Raw genomic sequence first — 15517 nt, forward strand, 5'->3', positions numbered from 1 at the left:
CGATCGACAACCCGACGACTCGCCGAGGAGCCCCCATGTCCCCACTCACCGCCGCCGGTCCCTGGCCGGCGCTGCTGCCCCGGGCCGAGGAGGGCGACACCCCTCCCTCCCGGTTCGACGACCATCTCGCCGCCCAACTGCTCGCCCAGCGCATCGTGTTCCTCGGAACGCAGGTCGACGAGGTCTCGGCGAACCGGATCTGCGTCCAGCTGCTCCTGCTGTCGGCGGAGGACCCGCGCACCGACATCAGCCTGTACATCAACAGCCCCGGCGGCTCGGTGACAGCGGGCCTCGCCATCTACGACACCATGCAGCTCATCCCGAACGACGTGTCCACGCTCACCATGGGATTCGCGGCCAGCATGGGCCAGTTCCTGCTCAGCGTGGGCGCGCCCGGCAAGCGGTACGCGCTGCCGAACGCGCGGATCATGATGCACCAGCCGTCGGCCGGGATCGGCGGCACCACCTCCGACATCGAGATCCAGGCGGAGAACCTGGAGTTCACGAAGCGGACCGTCGAGCGCATCACGGCCCAGCACACCGGTCAGAGCGAGGAGACGATCTCGCGCGACGGCGACCGCGACCGCTGGTTCACGGCCGAACAGGCCCTGGAGTACGGCATGGTGGACCAGGTGGTCGGCTCGCTGGCCGACGTGCGCCCCGCCACCTCGCGACGACGGATGGGGCTCTGACATGGGGACGTACACGATTCCGAACGTCGTCGAGCGCACCCCGCAGGGCGAGCGGTCGTACGACGTGTTCAGCCGGCTGCTGTCCGAGCGGATCATCTTCCTCGGCACCGAGATCGACGACGGCGTCGCCAACGTCGTCATCGCACAACTCCTGCATCTGGAGTCCTCGTCGCCCGAGCAGGAGATCGCGATCTACATCAACTCGCCCGGCGGCTCGTTCACTTCGCTGATGGCGATCTACGACACGATGACGTACGTCCAGGCGCCGATCTCGACGTTCTGCGTCGGCCAGGCGGCCTCGACGGCGGCGGTGCTGCTGGCCGGTGGCGATCCGGGGCGCCGGTTCGTGCTCGAACACGCGCGGGTGCTGCTCGGCCAGCCGGCGAGCAGCGGACACCGGGGCATGGTCTCCGATCTGGCCGTCCAGGCCAGGGAGATGGTCCGTATCCGCGCCCAGGTCGAGGAAGTGCTCTCCCGGCACACGCACCACGACATCGCGACGCTGCGCGCGGACATGGACCGCGACAAGGTGTTCACCGCCGCCGAGGCGGTGGCGTACGGGCTGGCCGACGAGGTGGTGAGCCGACGCCTCGCCGTCGTCTGACGGGAAGGCACCCCCGCGGCACGCCGAACCGCTAGGCGGCGACCACGCAGAGCCCGTTGTAGGGCGCGGACGTCGTCGTACGCGCCCGGGTGCGGCTTCGGGTGTGCCGGGTCAGCTCGCTCTGGGCCAGGGACAGCAGGTCTCCCAGGCCCAGGCCGAGGGCGTGGGCGGCAGCCGCGAGGACCTCTGAAGAGGCTTCCTTGCGGCCCCGCTCCAGCTCCGACAGATACGGCATGGAGATCCTGGCCTCGTCCGCCACGTCCTTGAGGGTGCGTTCCTGGACGAGCCGTTCGCGGCGCAGGACGTCGCCGACCAGGTCGCGGAAGAGCGGTTCCCTGGGTGCGGGCGGCCCCGGAGGCACCGTGCGGGCGGGAGCCGGTGCCGCTGTGGTCCTGGGACGCAGCGGGATGACGCGGGCCTGGTCGGGCGCTTGATTGCTCACCCCCTCAGCCTAAAAGCCGTCGCTTCCAAGGGAAGGGGTCGGCATTCTGCCCTGGGTGGAATCACCACGGCGGGACGGACAGGGCGAGGGGCGAGCATGCTGCGTGACACATTCGACGAGGCGGCGGAACTGTACGACCGGGCCCGTCCCCGGTATCCCCAGGGCCTGGTGGACGACCTGGCCCGAGCGGCCGGCCTCGGTCCGGGCACCCGCGTCCTGGAGATCGCCCCGGGGACGGGCCAACTCACCGTCCCGCTGGCCGCGTCGGGCTGTCGGCTCACGGCCGTCGAACTGGGCCCGTCCCTCGCTGCCGTGGCCCGGCACAATCTGCGGGCGTTCCCGCTGGCGGAGGTGACGGTCGCCGACTTCGAGCACTGGCCATTGCCGACCGAGCCGTTCGACCTGGTCGTCTGCGCGACCGCGTTCCACTGGCTCGACCCGGCGGTACGGCTGCCCAGGATGGCTCGGGCGCTCCGCCCGGGCGGGCTGCTCGCGCTCGTCACCACGCACCATGTCAAGGGCGGCACCGTCGACTTCTTCGAGCGGGTACAGCGGTGTTACGAGCAGTGGGACCCGGCCACGCCGCCCGATCTGCGACAGGTCGACGAGGCCGACACTGCGACGGACACCGGCGAGTTGGAGACCTCCGAGTACGTCGACCGGGTCACCGTCCGGCGCCATGCCCAGGACATCGCGTACTCCGTGGACGAGTACATCGACGTCCTGCTCACCTACTCGGGCCACCGCGCGCTCGACGCACCCTCGCGCGACGGTCTGCTCGCCGACATCCGGGACCTGGTGGAGACGCGGTACGGTGGCCGGCTCACCAAGCGCTACCTCCACGAACTGATCACGGCGACACGGGTCTCCTGACCGCCACCACGACGTCGGCGGGAATCCGGTGAGCGGGGCGCGGCACCGGGTTCCCTACGCCGATCCTCCGGCCGGTGCACCGCAATCGCCCCACGGTCCCTACGCCGGAACCACGACCGGTCCGACGCTCCTTACCGCCAGGTCAACACCCGTGGTTCCGCGGGGCTTTTCCCCCCTCGCGTCCACTCCGCCCTTGCGCGGAGCAACATTTGCGGCATGCATGGCGCTCGACCGGGTACGCGCAGTCGGGAACCGTTCTATCGTCCGCAGCTCGATGTTTTCGTGGGAGAGGTAACAGGTAATGGACACCGCCATGATCCGGTCGAAGGCAGAGGTCGTCGAGGACACCGCCGGAGCCAGGACGGGTGACGGCCCACTGCCCGAACTCGCGGAACCGCGAAAGGTGGCCCCGCGCGACGCGCGGGAGCTGTCCCGCCAGTTCTTCAGGCGCCTGACCGAACTCGAAGAGGGAACGCAGGAATACCAGTACGCGCGCAACACCCTGATCGAGATGAACATGTCGCTCGTACGGTTCGCCGCCGGGCGTTTCCGGAGCCGTGGCGACGACATGGAGGACATCGTCCAGGTCGGCATGATCGGCCTGATCAAGGCCATCGACCGGTTCGAGCTGACCCGTGAGGTGGAGTTCACCTCGTTCGCGGTGCCGTACATCGTCGGTGAGATCAAGCGGTTCTTCCGCGACACGACGTGGGCGGTGCACGTGCCGCGCCGACTCCAGGAACTGCGTGTCGAGCTGGCCAAGGCCCGCGAGGAACTGGCGAGCAGGCTGGACCGTGATCCGACGGTCGCCGAACTCGCCACGCTGATGAACCTGCCCGAGAACGAGGTGGTCGAGGGCCAGATCGCCGCCAACGGCTACAACTCCTCCTCCCTCGACGCGGCGTTGACCGGCGACGGCCCGGACGACGGCGAGGCGGTGCTCGCCGACTTCATCGGGGTCGAGGAGCACGGGATGCGACTGGTCGAGGACTTCCAGTCGCTGGCCCCGCTGCTCGCCGAACTCAGCGACCGGGACCGGCAGATCATCCATCTGCGGTTCGTCGAGGAAGCCACCCAGGCGGAGATCGGTGAGCTGCTCGGCTGCTCGCAGATGCATGTCTCCCGGTTGATCAAGCGCATCATCACGCAGCTGCGTGAGGGCATGCTCGGCGAACTCGACTACGCCTGACCGGCCGGTCGACGACCCGCACATCCAGCTCGACCAGTTCAGTGACGGGCAAGTGCCAGTTCAGCGAGTGAGCCGAGACCTGCGAGCCGGGTCTCGGCTCATCGGCTGAGCGGCAGTACGGCCCGGACGTACTTGCCCACCGGCACCAGGCCGGCGGTCACCTCGGTGGCGAGGGTGTGCACGATCTCCAGACCGTGTCGGCCGATCCGCTGCGGGTCCCGGGGGTAGCGGACGGGCAGCGCCGCGCTGCTGTCGTACACCCACACCGTCACCGAGGTGTCCGTGCCCTCCAGTTCGAGGACGTACGGGCCGTAGCTGTGCCGGTCCGCGTTGGTGACCAGCTCGCTCACCACCAGAAGCAGCTCACCGTCGACGCGCTCGTCCGTCGGGGCGCGGCATTCCTTCCTCAGCTGTTCGAGGAAGATCTCCGCGAAGGCGCGAGCCTCGGCGATGCAGCCCGGCTCACCGGTGAAGTGCGTCGCCCGTCGCAGCGGTTCGACGGGGACACCCGAACCACTCGGTATCACTGGTCCGCCCAGGTGTTCGATCATGTGGGGCTCTCTCGGTGTCCGGGTCCGGCCGGACCCGGTCGCACACTGCTCGTACCCCGAGTCGCGCGCCACAGTCCCCGTGTCCCGGGCCTCCGCCGAACCTCAGGAGGACGTCGTGCCGGAGCCGCCGTCGTCGGGCGGGGACGGGGGTGACCCCAGGGCCGAGGACAGTGGCTGGACGGCCGGGGGTGCGGAGGAGGGCGGGCTCGATGCCGGCGGGCAGGGCTTGGCCGACGGGCTCGCGGTGCCCGGTGACGCGGGCGACGCCGGCGGGCCGGTGGGCGCGGACACGCACGGCAGCGGGGGCTGCGGCGGCCGCAGACCGGGGGCCTTGGACGTCGGCTCCGAGGACGCTGCCGAAGGTTCCGAGGGTGTCGGTGGACTCACCGACGGGGGGCGGCCGAAGGACGGCTGTCGGACGCTCACGGGCTCTTCTTCCGACGCGGGCTCCTGAGGCACTTAAATGCGTTTCTGCCGTCTCCTTACACAATGTGCTTATTGTGCACTCTGGCCCCGGCCCCTCCGCAAACGGACGCCGGCCCCGCTTTCGACAGGCACACCTCCCGCGTGCTGCTTAGCGTGGCAGGGTGAGCACCCGAACCCCCGCTCCCGTGCCGACGCTCAGCGAGGAGCGGACCCCCTCCCGGCACGGCTGGGTACAGGCCCTGGCCGCGGTGCTGACCGGGCTGGGCGCCATGGTGCTGGTCGCCGGGCTGGGACTGTGGGCGGCCGGTGCGGGCGACCTGCCGGACGGCGCGTTTCCCCGGGTCGTCGCGGCCACCGTCGTCACGGCGGTCGGCGGAAGCGTCGGCCTCACAGGCGACGCCGGAGACCTCGCCGAGACAGCCGGCGGTCTCACCGTGATGCCGCTGTCGGTGACGCTGGTCGGGGCGCTCGTGATGGGCGCGGGATTCCTGCGCCCTCTGCGGCACCGGGCTGTCGCCGGGGCTCGCGAGCTGGCCGGCTGGGCGGCGCGCGTCGCCGTCCTGTGGCTGCTGGGTCTGACCGGTCTGGCGTTCGCGGCCCGCCAGACCTTCGCGGTCTCGCTGGGCGACGGAACGCTCGGCGACATCGGCGACCTCCTCGGCGCCTCTCCGCGGATCGGCTTCACGACGGATGTACCGCCGACGCTCCTCGCCGGCCTGCTGTGGCTGGCGGCCGTACTGGCGCTCGCCCTGCTGGTCTCGCGCGGAGCCCCGCTGCCGGCGCGGCTGCTGCGCTTCCAGGAGTCGGTGCGTCCGGCCGCGTACGCCATGGTCGTGCTCCTGCTCGTCTTCGTGGGCCTCGGGATCGTGATCGGGCTTGTCGTGGCGGTGACGCGTGGACAGCCCGCGCAGTCGCTCGCGCTGGTGCTGCTGGGCATGCCGAACCTCGTCTGGCTCGCCCTCACCACCGGCCTGGGCGCCACCTGGGAAGGGCGCGTCGAGGGCCCCTTCGGCCTGCCGATGCCGCATGTCCTCGACGATGTGCTGCGCACTCCGGACACCGCCACGCTCAACCTGAACACCCTCTCCGGCTACGACGGCAAGGTGTGGTGGCTGCTGGTCGTCGACGCCGTGCTGCTGCCGGCCGCCGCGTTCCTGATGGCGGCGCGCTCACCGGCCAGGATGCGGGCGTGGCAGCACGCCGTGCACATGGCGGTCGCACTTGCGCTGACAGTCCTGGTGATCTGTCTGCTCGGCCGGATCTCCGCCCACTACGGCCTGTCCGTACTCGGCATCGGAGACCTCGGCGGCAACCTCTCCGGCAGCCTGTTCCTGCGTGCGCGCATGTGGGGCGCGCTCGGTCTCGCGCTGTTGTGGGGGCTGGTCACCGGTTTCCTGGGCGCGCTGCTGGCCCGGCGGGTGCACAGGCGGGGAGAGGTCGGCAACCGCTAGGCGAATGGCGTTGATCACGTCATCTCACCCACCCCCTCACTTCCGCATGACGGCCGGTTCGTGCCGCCGCAACAGCCGCAGGACCAGGTACCCGAACATCGCCGAGAGGACGAGCAGCATGCCCGCGTCGATCAGCCAGACCCCGGCCGAGTGTTCGAACAGCGGGTCGCCGGTGAGATCGCCGGGGACGATCCGCGACAGTCCGATCGTGCCCGCCATCGCGCCGAGCGCCCACCGTGAGGGCACCAGCCAGGAGAGCTGTTCGATGCCGGGGACGCCGTCGAGTTTCAGCAGGGCCCCGCAGAACACCACCTGGACGATGGCCAGCAGCACGAGCAGCGGCATCGTCACCTCTTCCTTGCGGACGAGCGCCGAGACAAGGAGGCCGAGCATCATCGCCGTGAAGGAGAGCAGCGCGACGGCGACCGTGATCTCCACGAGGGGTGGCATCAACACCCCTTTGCTGCCGGGCGCGTTGAGGTCGACGCCGAACAGGGCGACGAGGGTCAGCACGACGGCCTGGGCGACGGTGACCGTCCCCAGGACCACGACCTTCGACATCAGGTACGCCGACCTGGACAGGCCCACGGCCCGTTCACGCTGGTAGATCACGCGTTCCTTCACCAGCTCGCGCACCGCGTTGGCCGCCCCGGTCAGGACGCCTCCGACGCACAGGATGAGCAGCGCGTTCATCGCCGTCTCCTGGGTCAGCTTGCTGCCGGCCAGCGCCCTGACCATCGCGCCCATCACGAACGGCAGCGCGATCACGATGGCGAGGAAGGTGCGGTCGGCGCTCAGCGCGGCGGTGTAGCGGCGGACCAGGGTGCCCAGCTGGGCGCCCCAGCTCCGCGGCTCGGGCGGGGGCGGTGCGGCGTCGACCGGGCCCGACCTCGGCAGCCGGGGCTGGGCGGTCGAGTCGGCGATGTACCGCCGGTGGAAGGGCGAGGTGCGGTAGTCCCCCGCCCAGTCCCTTTCCCGGTCGCGTTCGAAGGCCTCGAACGCCTCCGGCCACTGCTCGTACCCGAAGAAGGCGAGGGTGTCCTCGGGTGGGCCGTAGTAGGCCACCTTGCCGCCCGGCGCGAGCACGAGCAGCCGGTCGCAGACGTCGAGGCTGAGCACGCTGTGGGTGACGACGATGACGGTCCGGCCGTCGTCGGCGAGGCCGCGCAGCATGTGCATCACCGAGCGGTCCATCCCCGGGTCGAGACCCGAGGTCGGCTCGTCGAGGAAGAGCAGCGATGGCTTGGTGAGCAGTTCCAGGGCCACGCTGACTCGCTTGCGCTGTCCGCCGGAGAGGCTGTGCACGGGCTGGCGGACGCGCTGTTCCAGGCCGAGTTCGCGCACCACCTCGTCGACGCGGGCCCGTCGCTCCGCCTTCGCGGTGTCCTGCGGGAAGCGCAGTTCGGCGGCGTAGGTGAGGGCTCCGCGCACGGTCAGCTGGGCGTGCAGGATGTCGTCCTGCGGCACCAGGCCGATGCGCTGGCGCAGCTCGGCGTAGTCACGGTAGAGGTCGCGTCCGTCGTACAGGACCGTGCCGTGGTCGGCGGGGCGCTGGCCGGTCAGCGCGTTGAGGAGGGTGGACTTGCCGGCGCCGCTGGGGCCGACGACCGCGAGCAGGCACTTCTCCCCCACCGGGAAGGACACGTCCTCCAGGAGCGTCTTGCGGCCGTGGTCGACGGCGACGGTGAGGTTCTGGACATCGAGGGAGACCTCGCCGGTGTCGACGTACTCCTGGAGCTGGTCGCCGACCAGGCAGAACGCGGAGTGGCCGACGCCGACGATGTCACCGGGCGTGAGGATCGCCCGGGCGACGGGCCCGCCGTTGAGGAACGTGCCGTTGTGGCTGCCCAGGTCGACGATCTCGTACGTCCCGTCCGGGTGGGCCCGCAGTTCGGCGTGCCGGCGGGAGACGAGGAGGTCGTCGACGATCAGGTCGTTGTCGTCGGCGCGGCCGATGCGGACGGTACGGGCGGGCAGTGGCCGGACGGTCGTGGGCTGCCGGAAGGTGCCGGTGAGGGAGGGCATCAGAACAGCCGAGGAGCGTTCGGGAACCGGCGGGGGCGGACTGACGAGGACGGCTCGTGGCCCGTCGGCGAGGCTGCCGAAGTACAGGACGCTGCCGGGGCCGACGTCCCGCTCCTGGACGCGCATCCCGTCGGCGTACGTACCGTTCGTGCTGTTCTCGTCCTCGACCGTCCAGTGGCCGTCCTCGGGCCGCAGCACCGCGTGGTGCCACGAGACCCTGGCGTCGTCGATGACGATCTCGCTGAGTGGGTCGCGTCCGACGTGATAGTCGCGGCCCGGACTCATCACCGTGGAGCCCGTCTCCGTCTCCAGGACGAGTTCGGGCGCGGTCGGCGCGACCGAGCGGTCCACCATGCCCAAAATTCTAGCGATTCGTCCGTATATACGCCTGGCCAGCATGGCGCGGTACGGGGGTCCGCCCGGTCAGGCGACCGGCACGACCAGTGCCGGGTTGGTCCGCTGCATGCGCAGTGCGTCGACGGACTCGGCGAGCAGTTCGTACTCGGTGGTCTCGTCGTACGTGGCGATCCGTACGAGCCTGCCGGCCGCCAACTCGTCGGCGACCAGCTCCTGTTGGTACGGGTCCATCGCCCAGGCGCGCATCAGGCCGGGCACGTCGGGCACGGTGGCGGCGACCGGGATGAGCGAGTTCGGGGGGAAGTACGGTTCGTCGGGCTGCGGATCGAGCCGTTCGGCGATCCAGTTCGCCCGGTCCCGTAACCACCACAGCGCGAGCGCCAGAGTCGGCGCGCGGTAGGTGCCCAGCGGTACGCCGATACGCCGGCCCGCGCAGACGCCGTACGCCGTGACATGACAAAGAAACTCGTCGTGCACGATCTTTCCCCCGATCGCCTGCTGGCCCTGCCTCGCTTTCCCTGCGGCTCACTCGCTGCGCCGCGTTGGTGCTGGTCACTCGATGGTCCACTTGGTGCAGTGTTCTACCAGTTGAGTATCTTCACTATTGACACTCTGTCACCACGCCTTTCCAGCCAGTTTCCAGGCATTCTCCTGGCATATTCCTGGCAGGTATGGACCGGAATCCGACGGGACGGCCTCTTCTCCCGCCGACAGATCCCCGAAGATTCCGGAAGATCATGGGATTCGCGATGAGTTTTCCGCTTCCCGGTTGTCTCTTCAGTGAAGACCACTGGAAATGGAGGGCCCCATGGCCACCAGCGAAGAAGTCGACAAGCTCGACGAGGAATTCACAGCCGTACTGCGCAAAAGCCCGGCACCAGGGGGCTGGACCTACCTGGTCTGGCCGGAATCCGTCACGTACTTCGGTACCCGCGGCCTGGTCAAGGTCAGCGGGACGATCGACGGACACCCTTTCCGCAGCTCGTTCATGGCACTGGGCGACGGCACCCACAAACTCCCCGTGAAGTCCGAGATCCGGAAAGCCATCGGAAAGGAAGAGGGTGCCACCGTGACAGTACGGCTGGCCGAGCGGTTCCGTTCATAACGGAACACGGGAAGACCCGAACAGAGATCAGGCCTTGATGACCGCGTCGATCCGGGCCAGTTCGTCGTCGGAGAACTCCAGGTTGCCGATGGCCGCGACGCTGTCCTCAAGCTGCTTCGGGCTGCTCGCGCCCACCAGCGCGGAGGTGACCCGGCCGCCACGCAGGACCCAGGCCAGAGCCAGCTGGGCCAGGCTCTGGCCGCGCGACTTGGCGATGCCGTCGAGGGTACGCAGCTGCTGTACGAGGTCCTCGGTGATCTTGTCGGAGTTCAGGAAGGGGCTGTCGCTGGCCGCCCGCGAGTCCGCCGGGATGCCGTTGAGGTAGCGGCCGGTGAGCACGCCCTGCTCCAGCGGCGAGAAGACGATGGAGCCGACCTGGAGCTCGTCCAGCGCGTCCAGCAGGCCCTCGTCCTCCGGACGGCGGTCCAGCATCGAGTAACGCGGCTGGTGGATCAGGAGCGGGGTGCCCAGCTCGGCGAGGATGCGGGCGGCCTCCCGGGTCTGCTCCGCGGAGTAGTTGGAGACGCCGACGTAGAGCGCCTTGCCCTGCTGAACCGCCGTGTGCAGGGCGCCCATCGTCTCCTCCAGCGGAGTCTCCGGGTCGGGGCGGTGCGAGTAGAAGATGTCGACGTGGTCCAGGCCCATGCGGGTCAGGCTCTGGTCGAGGGAGGAGAGCAGGTACTTGCGCGAACCCCACTCGCCGTACGGGCCCGGCCACATGAGGTAGCCCGCCTTGGTCGAGATCACGAGCTCGTCGCGGTACGGGGCGAAGTCGGCCTTGAGGGCCTCGCCGAGCGCGGACTCGGCGGCGCCGGGCGGCGGGCCGTAGTTGTTGGCCAGGTCGAAGTGGGTGACGCCGAGGTCGAAGGCGCGGCGCAGGATGGCCCGCTGGGTGTCGACCGGGCGGTCGGGGCCGAAGTTGTGCCACAGGCCGAGCGACAGCGCGGGGAGCTTCAGGCCGCTGCGTCCGGTGCGCCGGTAGGGCATGTCCGCGTAACGGTCGGTGTGTGCGGTGTACAACGCGACTCCAGATGGGTTGGCACAGCTGAGGTGATCTTTACTGGTCCCACTCTTCCCCGCGGACGGGCAGTGGTCCAACAGGAGAATCCGATGGTATTCAGCGGCTAGGCTTCTCAATCATGGAACTACGCCATCTCCAGCACTTCGTCGCGGTCGCGGAGGACCAGCACTTCACCCGGGCCGCCGAGCGGCTGATGGTGTCCCAGTCGGGCCTGTCGGCCTCGATCCGCGCGCTGGAGCGGGAACTGCAGACCCCGCTGTTCGTGCGTACCACCCGCCGGGTGACGCTCACCCCGGCGGGACGTGCGCTGCTCGGCGAGGCCGAGCGGATCCTCGCGCAGGTGCGGTCGGCCCACGAGGCGGTGGCCGCGGTGCAGGGGGTGCTTCGAGGGATGCTCGCACTGGGCTCCGAGCAGTGCATCGCCGGGGTGCATGTGGCGGGGGTCCTCGCCGCGTTCCGGCGGCAGCACCCGGACGTCGAGATCTCGCTGCGGCAGGCGGGCGCGGGCGCCTTGGCGGAGGAGGTGGCCGCCGGGCGTCTGGACCTGGCCTTCGCGGTCCGTGGGACGCAGGAGGAGACCGACCAGTTGCGTGCCGTACCGCTGAGCAGCGAGTCGATGACCGTGCTGTGCCATCCGAGTCACCGGCTGGCGGTGGCCGGCGCGGCCGTGACCCCGGAGGACCTGGGCGGTGAGGTGTTCGTCGACTTCCACGCGGACTGGGGGCCGCGCCGCACCACCGACGCGGTCTTCGCCGAGGCTGGTGTGCGCCGGACGGTCGCCCTGGAGGTCAACGACGTGCACAGCCTCCTCGACCTCGTGGACGAGAACCTCGGCGTGGCCGTCGTCCCCCGGCACTTCCGGCACAAGCGCGAGTCGCTGACGGCGCTCCCGGTCAAGGGCACCGGCGAAACCGTGTACGAGACGGTCGCCCTGTTGCCGCCCTCGCCGGCGACCAGTCCCGCGGCGCGGGCGCTCATGGCCCTGCTGGAGACCGAGCCGGCGACCACGGGCGCGTGACGGACCGGAATGCGGGAGGGTGGACCCCATGCATGCAAAGGACATCCTCATCGACGGGTACAACCGCATCCAGGAAGAGGTCCACGCCGCCGTCGAGGGCCTTGGCCCCGACGAGCTCAACCACCGCCCCGGCCCCGACGCCAACTCCGTCGCCTGGCTCGTGTGGCACCTCACCCGGGTCCAGGACGACCATGTGGCCGGCGCCTTCGGGCTCGACCAGGTGTGGCTGACCCAGGACTGGGAGAAACGCTTCGGCCTCGGCCTCAAATCCCATGACATCGGCTACGGCCACACCTCCGCGCAGGTCGCCGAGGTACGGGTCGACTCCGCCGGACTGCTGACCGGCTACCACGACGCCGTGCACGCCCAGAGCCTGAAAGCCCTGCGCGCCCTGACCGCCGGGGACCTGGAGCGTGTCGTCGACGAGCGCTGGGATCCGCCGGTCACTCTCGGCGTACGGCTGGTCAGTGTCCTGGCCGACGATCTTCAGCACGTCGGCCAGGCCGCCTATCTGCGGGGACTGCTTCAGAGCGCCGAGGCGTAGCCCGGCAGGACGACATCCTGGATGAGGGCGCCCCGCTCGTCGAAGGGGATGAACGCGCTCTTGACGGCGTTCACGGTGACCGTGCGCAGGTCCTCGACGGTCCAGCCGGCCTCTTCGACGAGCAAGGACATCTCGCGGGTCATCGTCGTACCGGAGACGAGCCGGTTGTCGGTGTTGAGGGTGACGCGGAAGCCCAGGTCGCGCAGGGCGGTGATGGGATGCTCGGCGATCGACGTGGCCGCGCCCGTCTGGAGGTTGGAGGTCGGGCACATCTCCAGGGCGATCCGGCGGTCGCGCACCCAGCCCGCGAGGTGGCCGAGCTTGCCGTCCACGATGTCGTCGGTGATACGGACGCCGTGGCCGATGCGCTGGGCGCCGCAGACCTGGAGAGCCTGGTGGATGCTGGGCAGACCGTGGGCCTCGCCGGCGTGGATGGTGAACGGCACGCTCTCGCTGCGCAGGTGTTCGAAGGCGGCGAGGTGGTCGGCGGGCGGGAAGCCGTCCTCGGCGCCCGCGATGTCGAAGCCGACGACGCCGGCGTCCCGGAAGGCGACGGCCAGATCGGCGGCCTCACGGACTCGGTCGAACATGCGCATCCCGCACAGCAGCGTCCCGACCCGCACCGGGGTGCCCGCGGCGGCGGCCTTCGCCATACCCGCCGCCAGCCCCTCCTGGACGGTCTCGACGACCTCGGGGAGGGTCAGGCCGCCGTTCACGTTCAGTTCGGGCGCGTAGCGCACCTCGGCGTAGACGACGCCGTCCTCGGCGAGGTCGAGGACGTACTCCTCGGCGGTGCGCAGCAGGCCCTCGCGGGTCTGCATCACGGCGAGGGTGTGCTCGAAGGTGGCTATGTAGCGCACCAGGTCACCGGAGTTGGCGGCCTCGTAGTACCAGGCGGCCAGCTCGTCCGGGTCGGTGGTGGGCAGGGTGTGGCCGATCTCGGCGGCGAGCTCGACCAGGGTGGCGGGGCGCAGGCCGCCGTCGAGGTGGTCGTGCAGCACGGCCTTGGGGAGGCGGCGAAGGGTGGCGGTGTCGACGGGGGACGCGGTCATGTGCGGTGGTTCCTCGGCAGGTACTTGTGCGGTGGGTGGGGTGGGTCAGCCGGTGGCGGGCTGGAGGAGGTCCCAGCGGTTGCCGTAGAGGTCCTGGAAGACGGCCACCGAGCCGTACGGCTCATGGCGCGGCTCCTCCAGGAAGGTCACGCCGGCGGCGCTCATCCGGGCGTGGTCGCGGGCGAAGTCGTCGGTGTGCAGGAAGAAGCCGACCCGTCCGCCGGTCTGGTCGCCGATCCGGGATCGCTGGTTCTCGTCCTTGGCGCGGGCGAGCACCAGGCCGGTGCCCGTGCCCGCGGCGCCCGGCTCGACGACGATCCAGCGGGAGCCGTCGGGGCGCGGACTGTCCTCGGCGAGCCGGAAGCCGAGCGCGTCGGTGTAGAAGCGGATCGCCTCGTCGTAGTCGCCGACGACGAGGGTGATCAGGGCGATGCGTCTCATGGGCTCTCCTCGGCCTCTCGGGGTGGTGGTGCGGTGGGCTGTTCGGCCGACGCCGGTCGACGTGCGGTTGACGGGTGAGGTTATACGTAACACCCCTGGTGTGTCATCTCCGTGCCCTCGGGTGTGATCCCCCTTCGCGGTCCGGGGAACGATCGCGGGGGCGAGATCGTCGAGCAGGTGTGAACCGTGACCATGCCGTCGCAAGGGCCGGCTCCCCCGCGCTGGGGAGCCTGGTCGCTTTCGTGCTGCTGGCCTTGCTCGCCGTCACGATCACGATGCGGGGCGGCGGCACCCTCCTCGGCGACCGAGAGCTGCTGGACTGGTCGCTCGCCCACCGCCCGGACGTGGCGGTCACCCTCGCCCGACTGTTGACCCACACCGGCACGGGCTTCGTTCCGTACGCCCTGGTCGCCCTCGCCGGTTACCTGCTCGGCCGGACCCCACGGCAGCGGATCCAGGCGGCCGCCGCCTGTCTCGCCTGTCTGGTCGCCGCCCAGGCGGTGCGGTTCTCGCTGATGGCACTGCTGTCCCGTCCCCGGCCCGCGACGGCGCACTGGGTGACGGACGCCGGGCACTGGTCGTTCCCCTCGGGTCACACGACCACCTCGGCCGTCACTGCCGGGCTGCTCGTCCTGGCCGTGTGGACACGGGCGCCGCGCGGCCGGCGCGTGATCGCCGCCGCGGTCGGCTGCTGGGGCCTGCTGATCGGGCTGACCAGGGTCTATCTGGGCGTCCACTGGTTCTCGGACGTCGTCGGCGGCTGGCTGTTCGCCGTGTGGTGGCTGGGCCTGACGGCGTACGGGGTGACGCGCTTCGCCCCGGACGCGTGGGAGGAAGCGCTTCTGAGCGGCGAGGGAACAGCGCGGGCGAGAGTGTCGCCGCCCGACGCAGCGGGGCCGGGATCAGAGTCCGAACTCATACGTGGCAAGGTGGGGATCGCGCCGGAGTCCGACTGCGGCGCACCCCCACCGAGCGCTGCCCTTCCAGGAGTTGAGTGCCATGTCCGAGCTGCCGAAGCCGACCGGATCGCCCTCCCATCAGAACGTGACGTTTCCCAGCGCTGACACCACCGCGCACGGCTATCTGGCACTGCCTCCGGCCGGGAGCGGGCCCGGCGTCATAGTCATCCAGGAGTGGTGGGGTCTGACTGACCACATCGCTGACGTCACCGACCGGCTCGCGCGGGAGGGCTTCGTCGCCCTCGCCCCCGACCTCTACGGCGGCAATGTGGCGCACGAGAGCGAGGAGGCACTGCGCATGATGCTGGCCCTGCCGGTACCGAAGGGTGTCGAGCTGCTCTCCGGCGCGGTCGACTACCTGCTGGCGCGGCCCGAGGTCACCTCGGAGACGGTCGGCTCGGTCGGTTTCTGCATGGGCGGCGGCTTCGTGCTCTACCAGGCCGCCGCCGACCCGCGCGTCAGCGCCGCCGTGCCGTTCTACGGCGTGATCCAGGGCGAGCTGCCCGACTTCTCCGGGCTGAAGGCCGAGGTACTGGGCCACTACGGCGAACTCGACGCGAGCATCCCGGTGGAGAGCCTGGAGCCGCTGCGCGAGGCCATCAAGGAACAGTCCGGCATCACCCCGGACCTGCGCGTGTACCCGGCCGACCACGCCTTCTTCAACGACTCGCGCCCGGTGTACGACGCCGAGTCGGCGGCCTCGGCGTGGGAGAGCACGGTGCCGTTCCTGAAGGAACAGGTGCGCTGACCGCCCGGTGAGCTGAAAA

At 70.2% G+C, this 15517-nt stretch carries 18 protein-coding genes; 11 read left to right on the forward strand and 7 right to left on the reverse strand.

The window, feature by feature from the left end:
• Nucleotides 1-35 precede the first annotated feature (35 nt).
• Nucleotides 36-692, forward strand: a complete 657-nt coding sequence (locus QA861_RS25125) for an ATP-dependent Clp protease proteolytic subunit (RefSeq protein ID WP_334590840.1) — start codon at nt 36-38, stop codon at nt 690-692.
• Nucleotide 693: 1 nt separating this feature from the next.
• A complete protein-coding gene (locus QA861_RS25130) occupies nt 694-1296 on the forward strand; it encodes a ClpP family protease (RefSeq protein ID WP_334590841.1) in 603 nt (200 codons plus the stop codon).
• Between the two features lie 31 nt (nt 1297-1327).
• Here QA861_RS25130 and QA861_RS25135 read toward each other — a convergent pair whose 3' ends face one another.
• Nucleotides 1328-1738: a helix-turn-helix domain-containing protein gene (locus QA861_RS25135; protein WP_334590842.1), complete on the reverse strand. Its 411-nt coding sequence runs from the start codon at nt 1736-1738 to the stop codon at nt 1328-1330.
• A 96-nt stretch (nt 1739-1834) separates the two neighbouring features.
• On the opposite strand from QA861_RS25135, the gene QA861_RS25140 reads away from it, so the two are divergent.
• Both QA861_RS25140 and QA861_RS25145 read left to right on the forward strand, forming a co-directional pair.
• Nucleotides 1835-2611: a class I SAM-dependent methyltransferase gene (locus QA861_RS25140; RefSeq protein WP_334590843.1), complete on the forward strand. Its 777-nt coding sequence runs from the start codon at nt 1835-1837 to the stop codon at nt 2609-2611.
• A gap of 301 nt (nt 2612-2912) precedes the next feature.
• Complete coding sequence (locus QA861_RS25145; RefSeq protein WP_334590844.1) at nt 2913-3800, forward strand: RNA polymerase sigma factor SigF; 888 nt, start codon at nt 2913-2915, stop codon at nt 3798-3800.
• A gap of 98 nt (nt 3801-3898) precedes the next feature.
• On the opposite strand, the gene QA861_RS25150 is transcribed toward QA861_RS25145, so the two are convergent.
• Complete coding sequence (locus QA861_RS25150; RefSeq protein WP_334590845.1) at nt 3899-4351, reverse strand: ATP-binding protein; 453 nt, start codon at nt 4349-4351, stop codon at nt 3899-3901.
• Between QA861_RS25150 and QA861_RS25155 the strand changes: the two genes are divergently transcribed.
• Nucleotides 4350-4805, forward strand: a complete 456-nt coding sequence (locus QA861_RS25155) for a hypothetical protein (protein ID WP_334590846.1) — start codon at nt 4350-4352, stop codon at nt 4803-4805. The two genes, QA861_RS25150 and QA861_RS25155, sit on opposite strands and share 2 nt — an antisense overlap.
• Before the next feature lie 133 nt (nt 4806-4938).
• A complete protein-coding gene (locus QA861_RS25160; protein ID WP_334590847.1) occupies nt 4939-6228 on the forward strand; it encodes a streptophobe family protein in 1290 nt (429 codons plus the stop codon).
• 36 nt (nt 6229-6264) lie between these two features.
• Here QA861_RS25160 and QA861_RS25165 read toward each other — a convergent pair whose 3' ends face one another.
• The gene (locus QA861_RS25165) at nt 6265-8607 is read right to left on the reverse strand and encodes an ABC transporter ATP-binding protein/permease (RefSeq protein ID WP_334590848.1); all 2343 of its coding nucleotides are present in this window, start codon (nt 8605-8607) and stop codon (nt 6265-6267) included.
• 69 nt (nt 8608-8676) lie between these two features.
• Nucleotides 8677-9087, reverse strand: coding sequence for a hypothetical protein (locus tag QA861_RS25170; protein WP_334590850.1), 411 nt, complete (start codon nt 9085-9087; stop codon nt 8677-8679).
• A gap of 331 nt (nt 9088-9418) precedes the next feature.
• Between QA861_RS25170 and QA861_RS25175 the strand changes: the two genes are divergently transcribed.
• Nucleotides 9419-9715, forward strand: a complete 297-nt coding sequence (locus QA861_RS25175; RefSeq protein WP_334590851.1) for a DUF1905 domain-containing protein — start codon at nt 9419-9421, stop codon at nt 9713-9715.
• A 27-nt stretch (nt 9716-9742) separates the two neighbouring features.
• Here the strand turns inward: QA861_RS25175 and mgrA are convergent, their stop codons facing one another.
• Nucleotides 9743-10735 (reverse strand): L-glyceraldehyde 3-phosphate reductase, encoded by a 993-nt coding sequence (gene mgrA, locus QA861_RS25180; protein ID WP_334590852.1) that lies wholly within the window; start codon nt 10733-10735, stop codon nt 9743-9745.
• A 119-nt stretch (nt 10736-10854) separates the two neighbouring features.
• On the opposite strand from mgrA, the gene QA861_RS25185 reads away from it, so the two are divergent.
• Nucleotides 10855-11754, forward strand: coding sequence for a LysR family transcriptional regulator (locus QA861_RS25185; protein WP_334590853.1), 900 nt, complete (start codon nt 10855-10857; stop codon nt 11752-11754).
• A 28-nt stretch (nt 11755-11782) separates the two neighbouring features.
• On the forward strand, nt 11783-12298 hold the full coding sequence (locus tag QA861_RS25190; RefSeq protein WP_334590854.1) for a mycothiol transferase: 516 nt from the start codon (nt 11783-11785) through the stop codon (nt 12296-12298).
• Here the strand turns inward: QA861_RS25190 and QA861_RS25195 are convergent.
• Nucleotides 12280-13350 carry an adenosine deaminase gene (locus QA861_RS25195; protein ID WP_334590855.1) on the reverse strand — a complete coding sequence of 357 codons (1071 nt, stop codon included), beginning with the start codon at nt 13348-13350 and terminating at the stop codon, nt 12280-12282. The genes QA861_RS25190 and QA861_RS25195 overlap by 19 nt on opposite strands.
• Before the next feature lie 45 nt (nt 13351-13395).
• Nucleotides 13396-13791 (reverse strand): VOC family protein, encoded by a 396-nt coding sequence (locus tag QA861_RS25200; protein WP_334590856.1) that lies wholly within the window; start codon nt 13789-13791, stop codon nt 13396-13398.
• Between the two features lie 179 nt (nt 13792-13970).
• Between QA861_RS25200 and QA861_RS25205 the strand changes: the two genes are divergently transcribed.
• Together QA861_RS25205 and QA861_RS25210 are read left to right on the forward strand one after the other, a co-directional pair.
• Nucleotides 13971-14855 (forward strand): phosphatase PAP2 family protein, encoded by an 885-nt coding sequence (locus tag QA861_RS25205; protein WP_334590857.1) that lies wholly within the window; start codon nt 13971-13973, stop codon nt 14853-14855.
• A complete protein-coding gene (locus QA861_RS25210; protein WP_334590858.1) occupies nt 14791-15498 on the forward strand; it encodes a dienelactone hydrolase family protein in 708 nt (235 codons plus the stop codon). Before QA861_RS25205 ends, QA861_RS25210 begins: the two co-directional genes overlap by 65 nt.
• Nucleotides 15499-15517 lie beyond the last annotated feature (19 nt).

Origin of the sequence: Streptomyces sp. B21-083, assembly GCF_036898825.1 — a bacterium.
Lineage (GTDB): Bacteria > Actinomycetota > Actinomycetes > Streptomycetales > Streptomycetaceae > Streptomyces.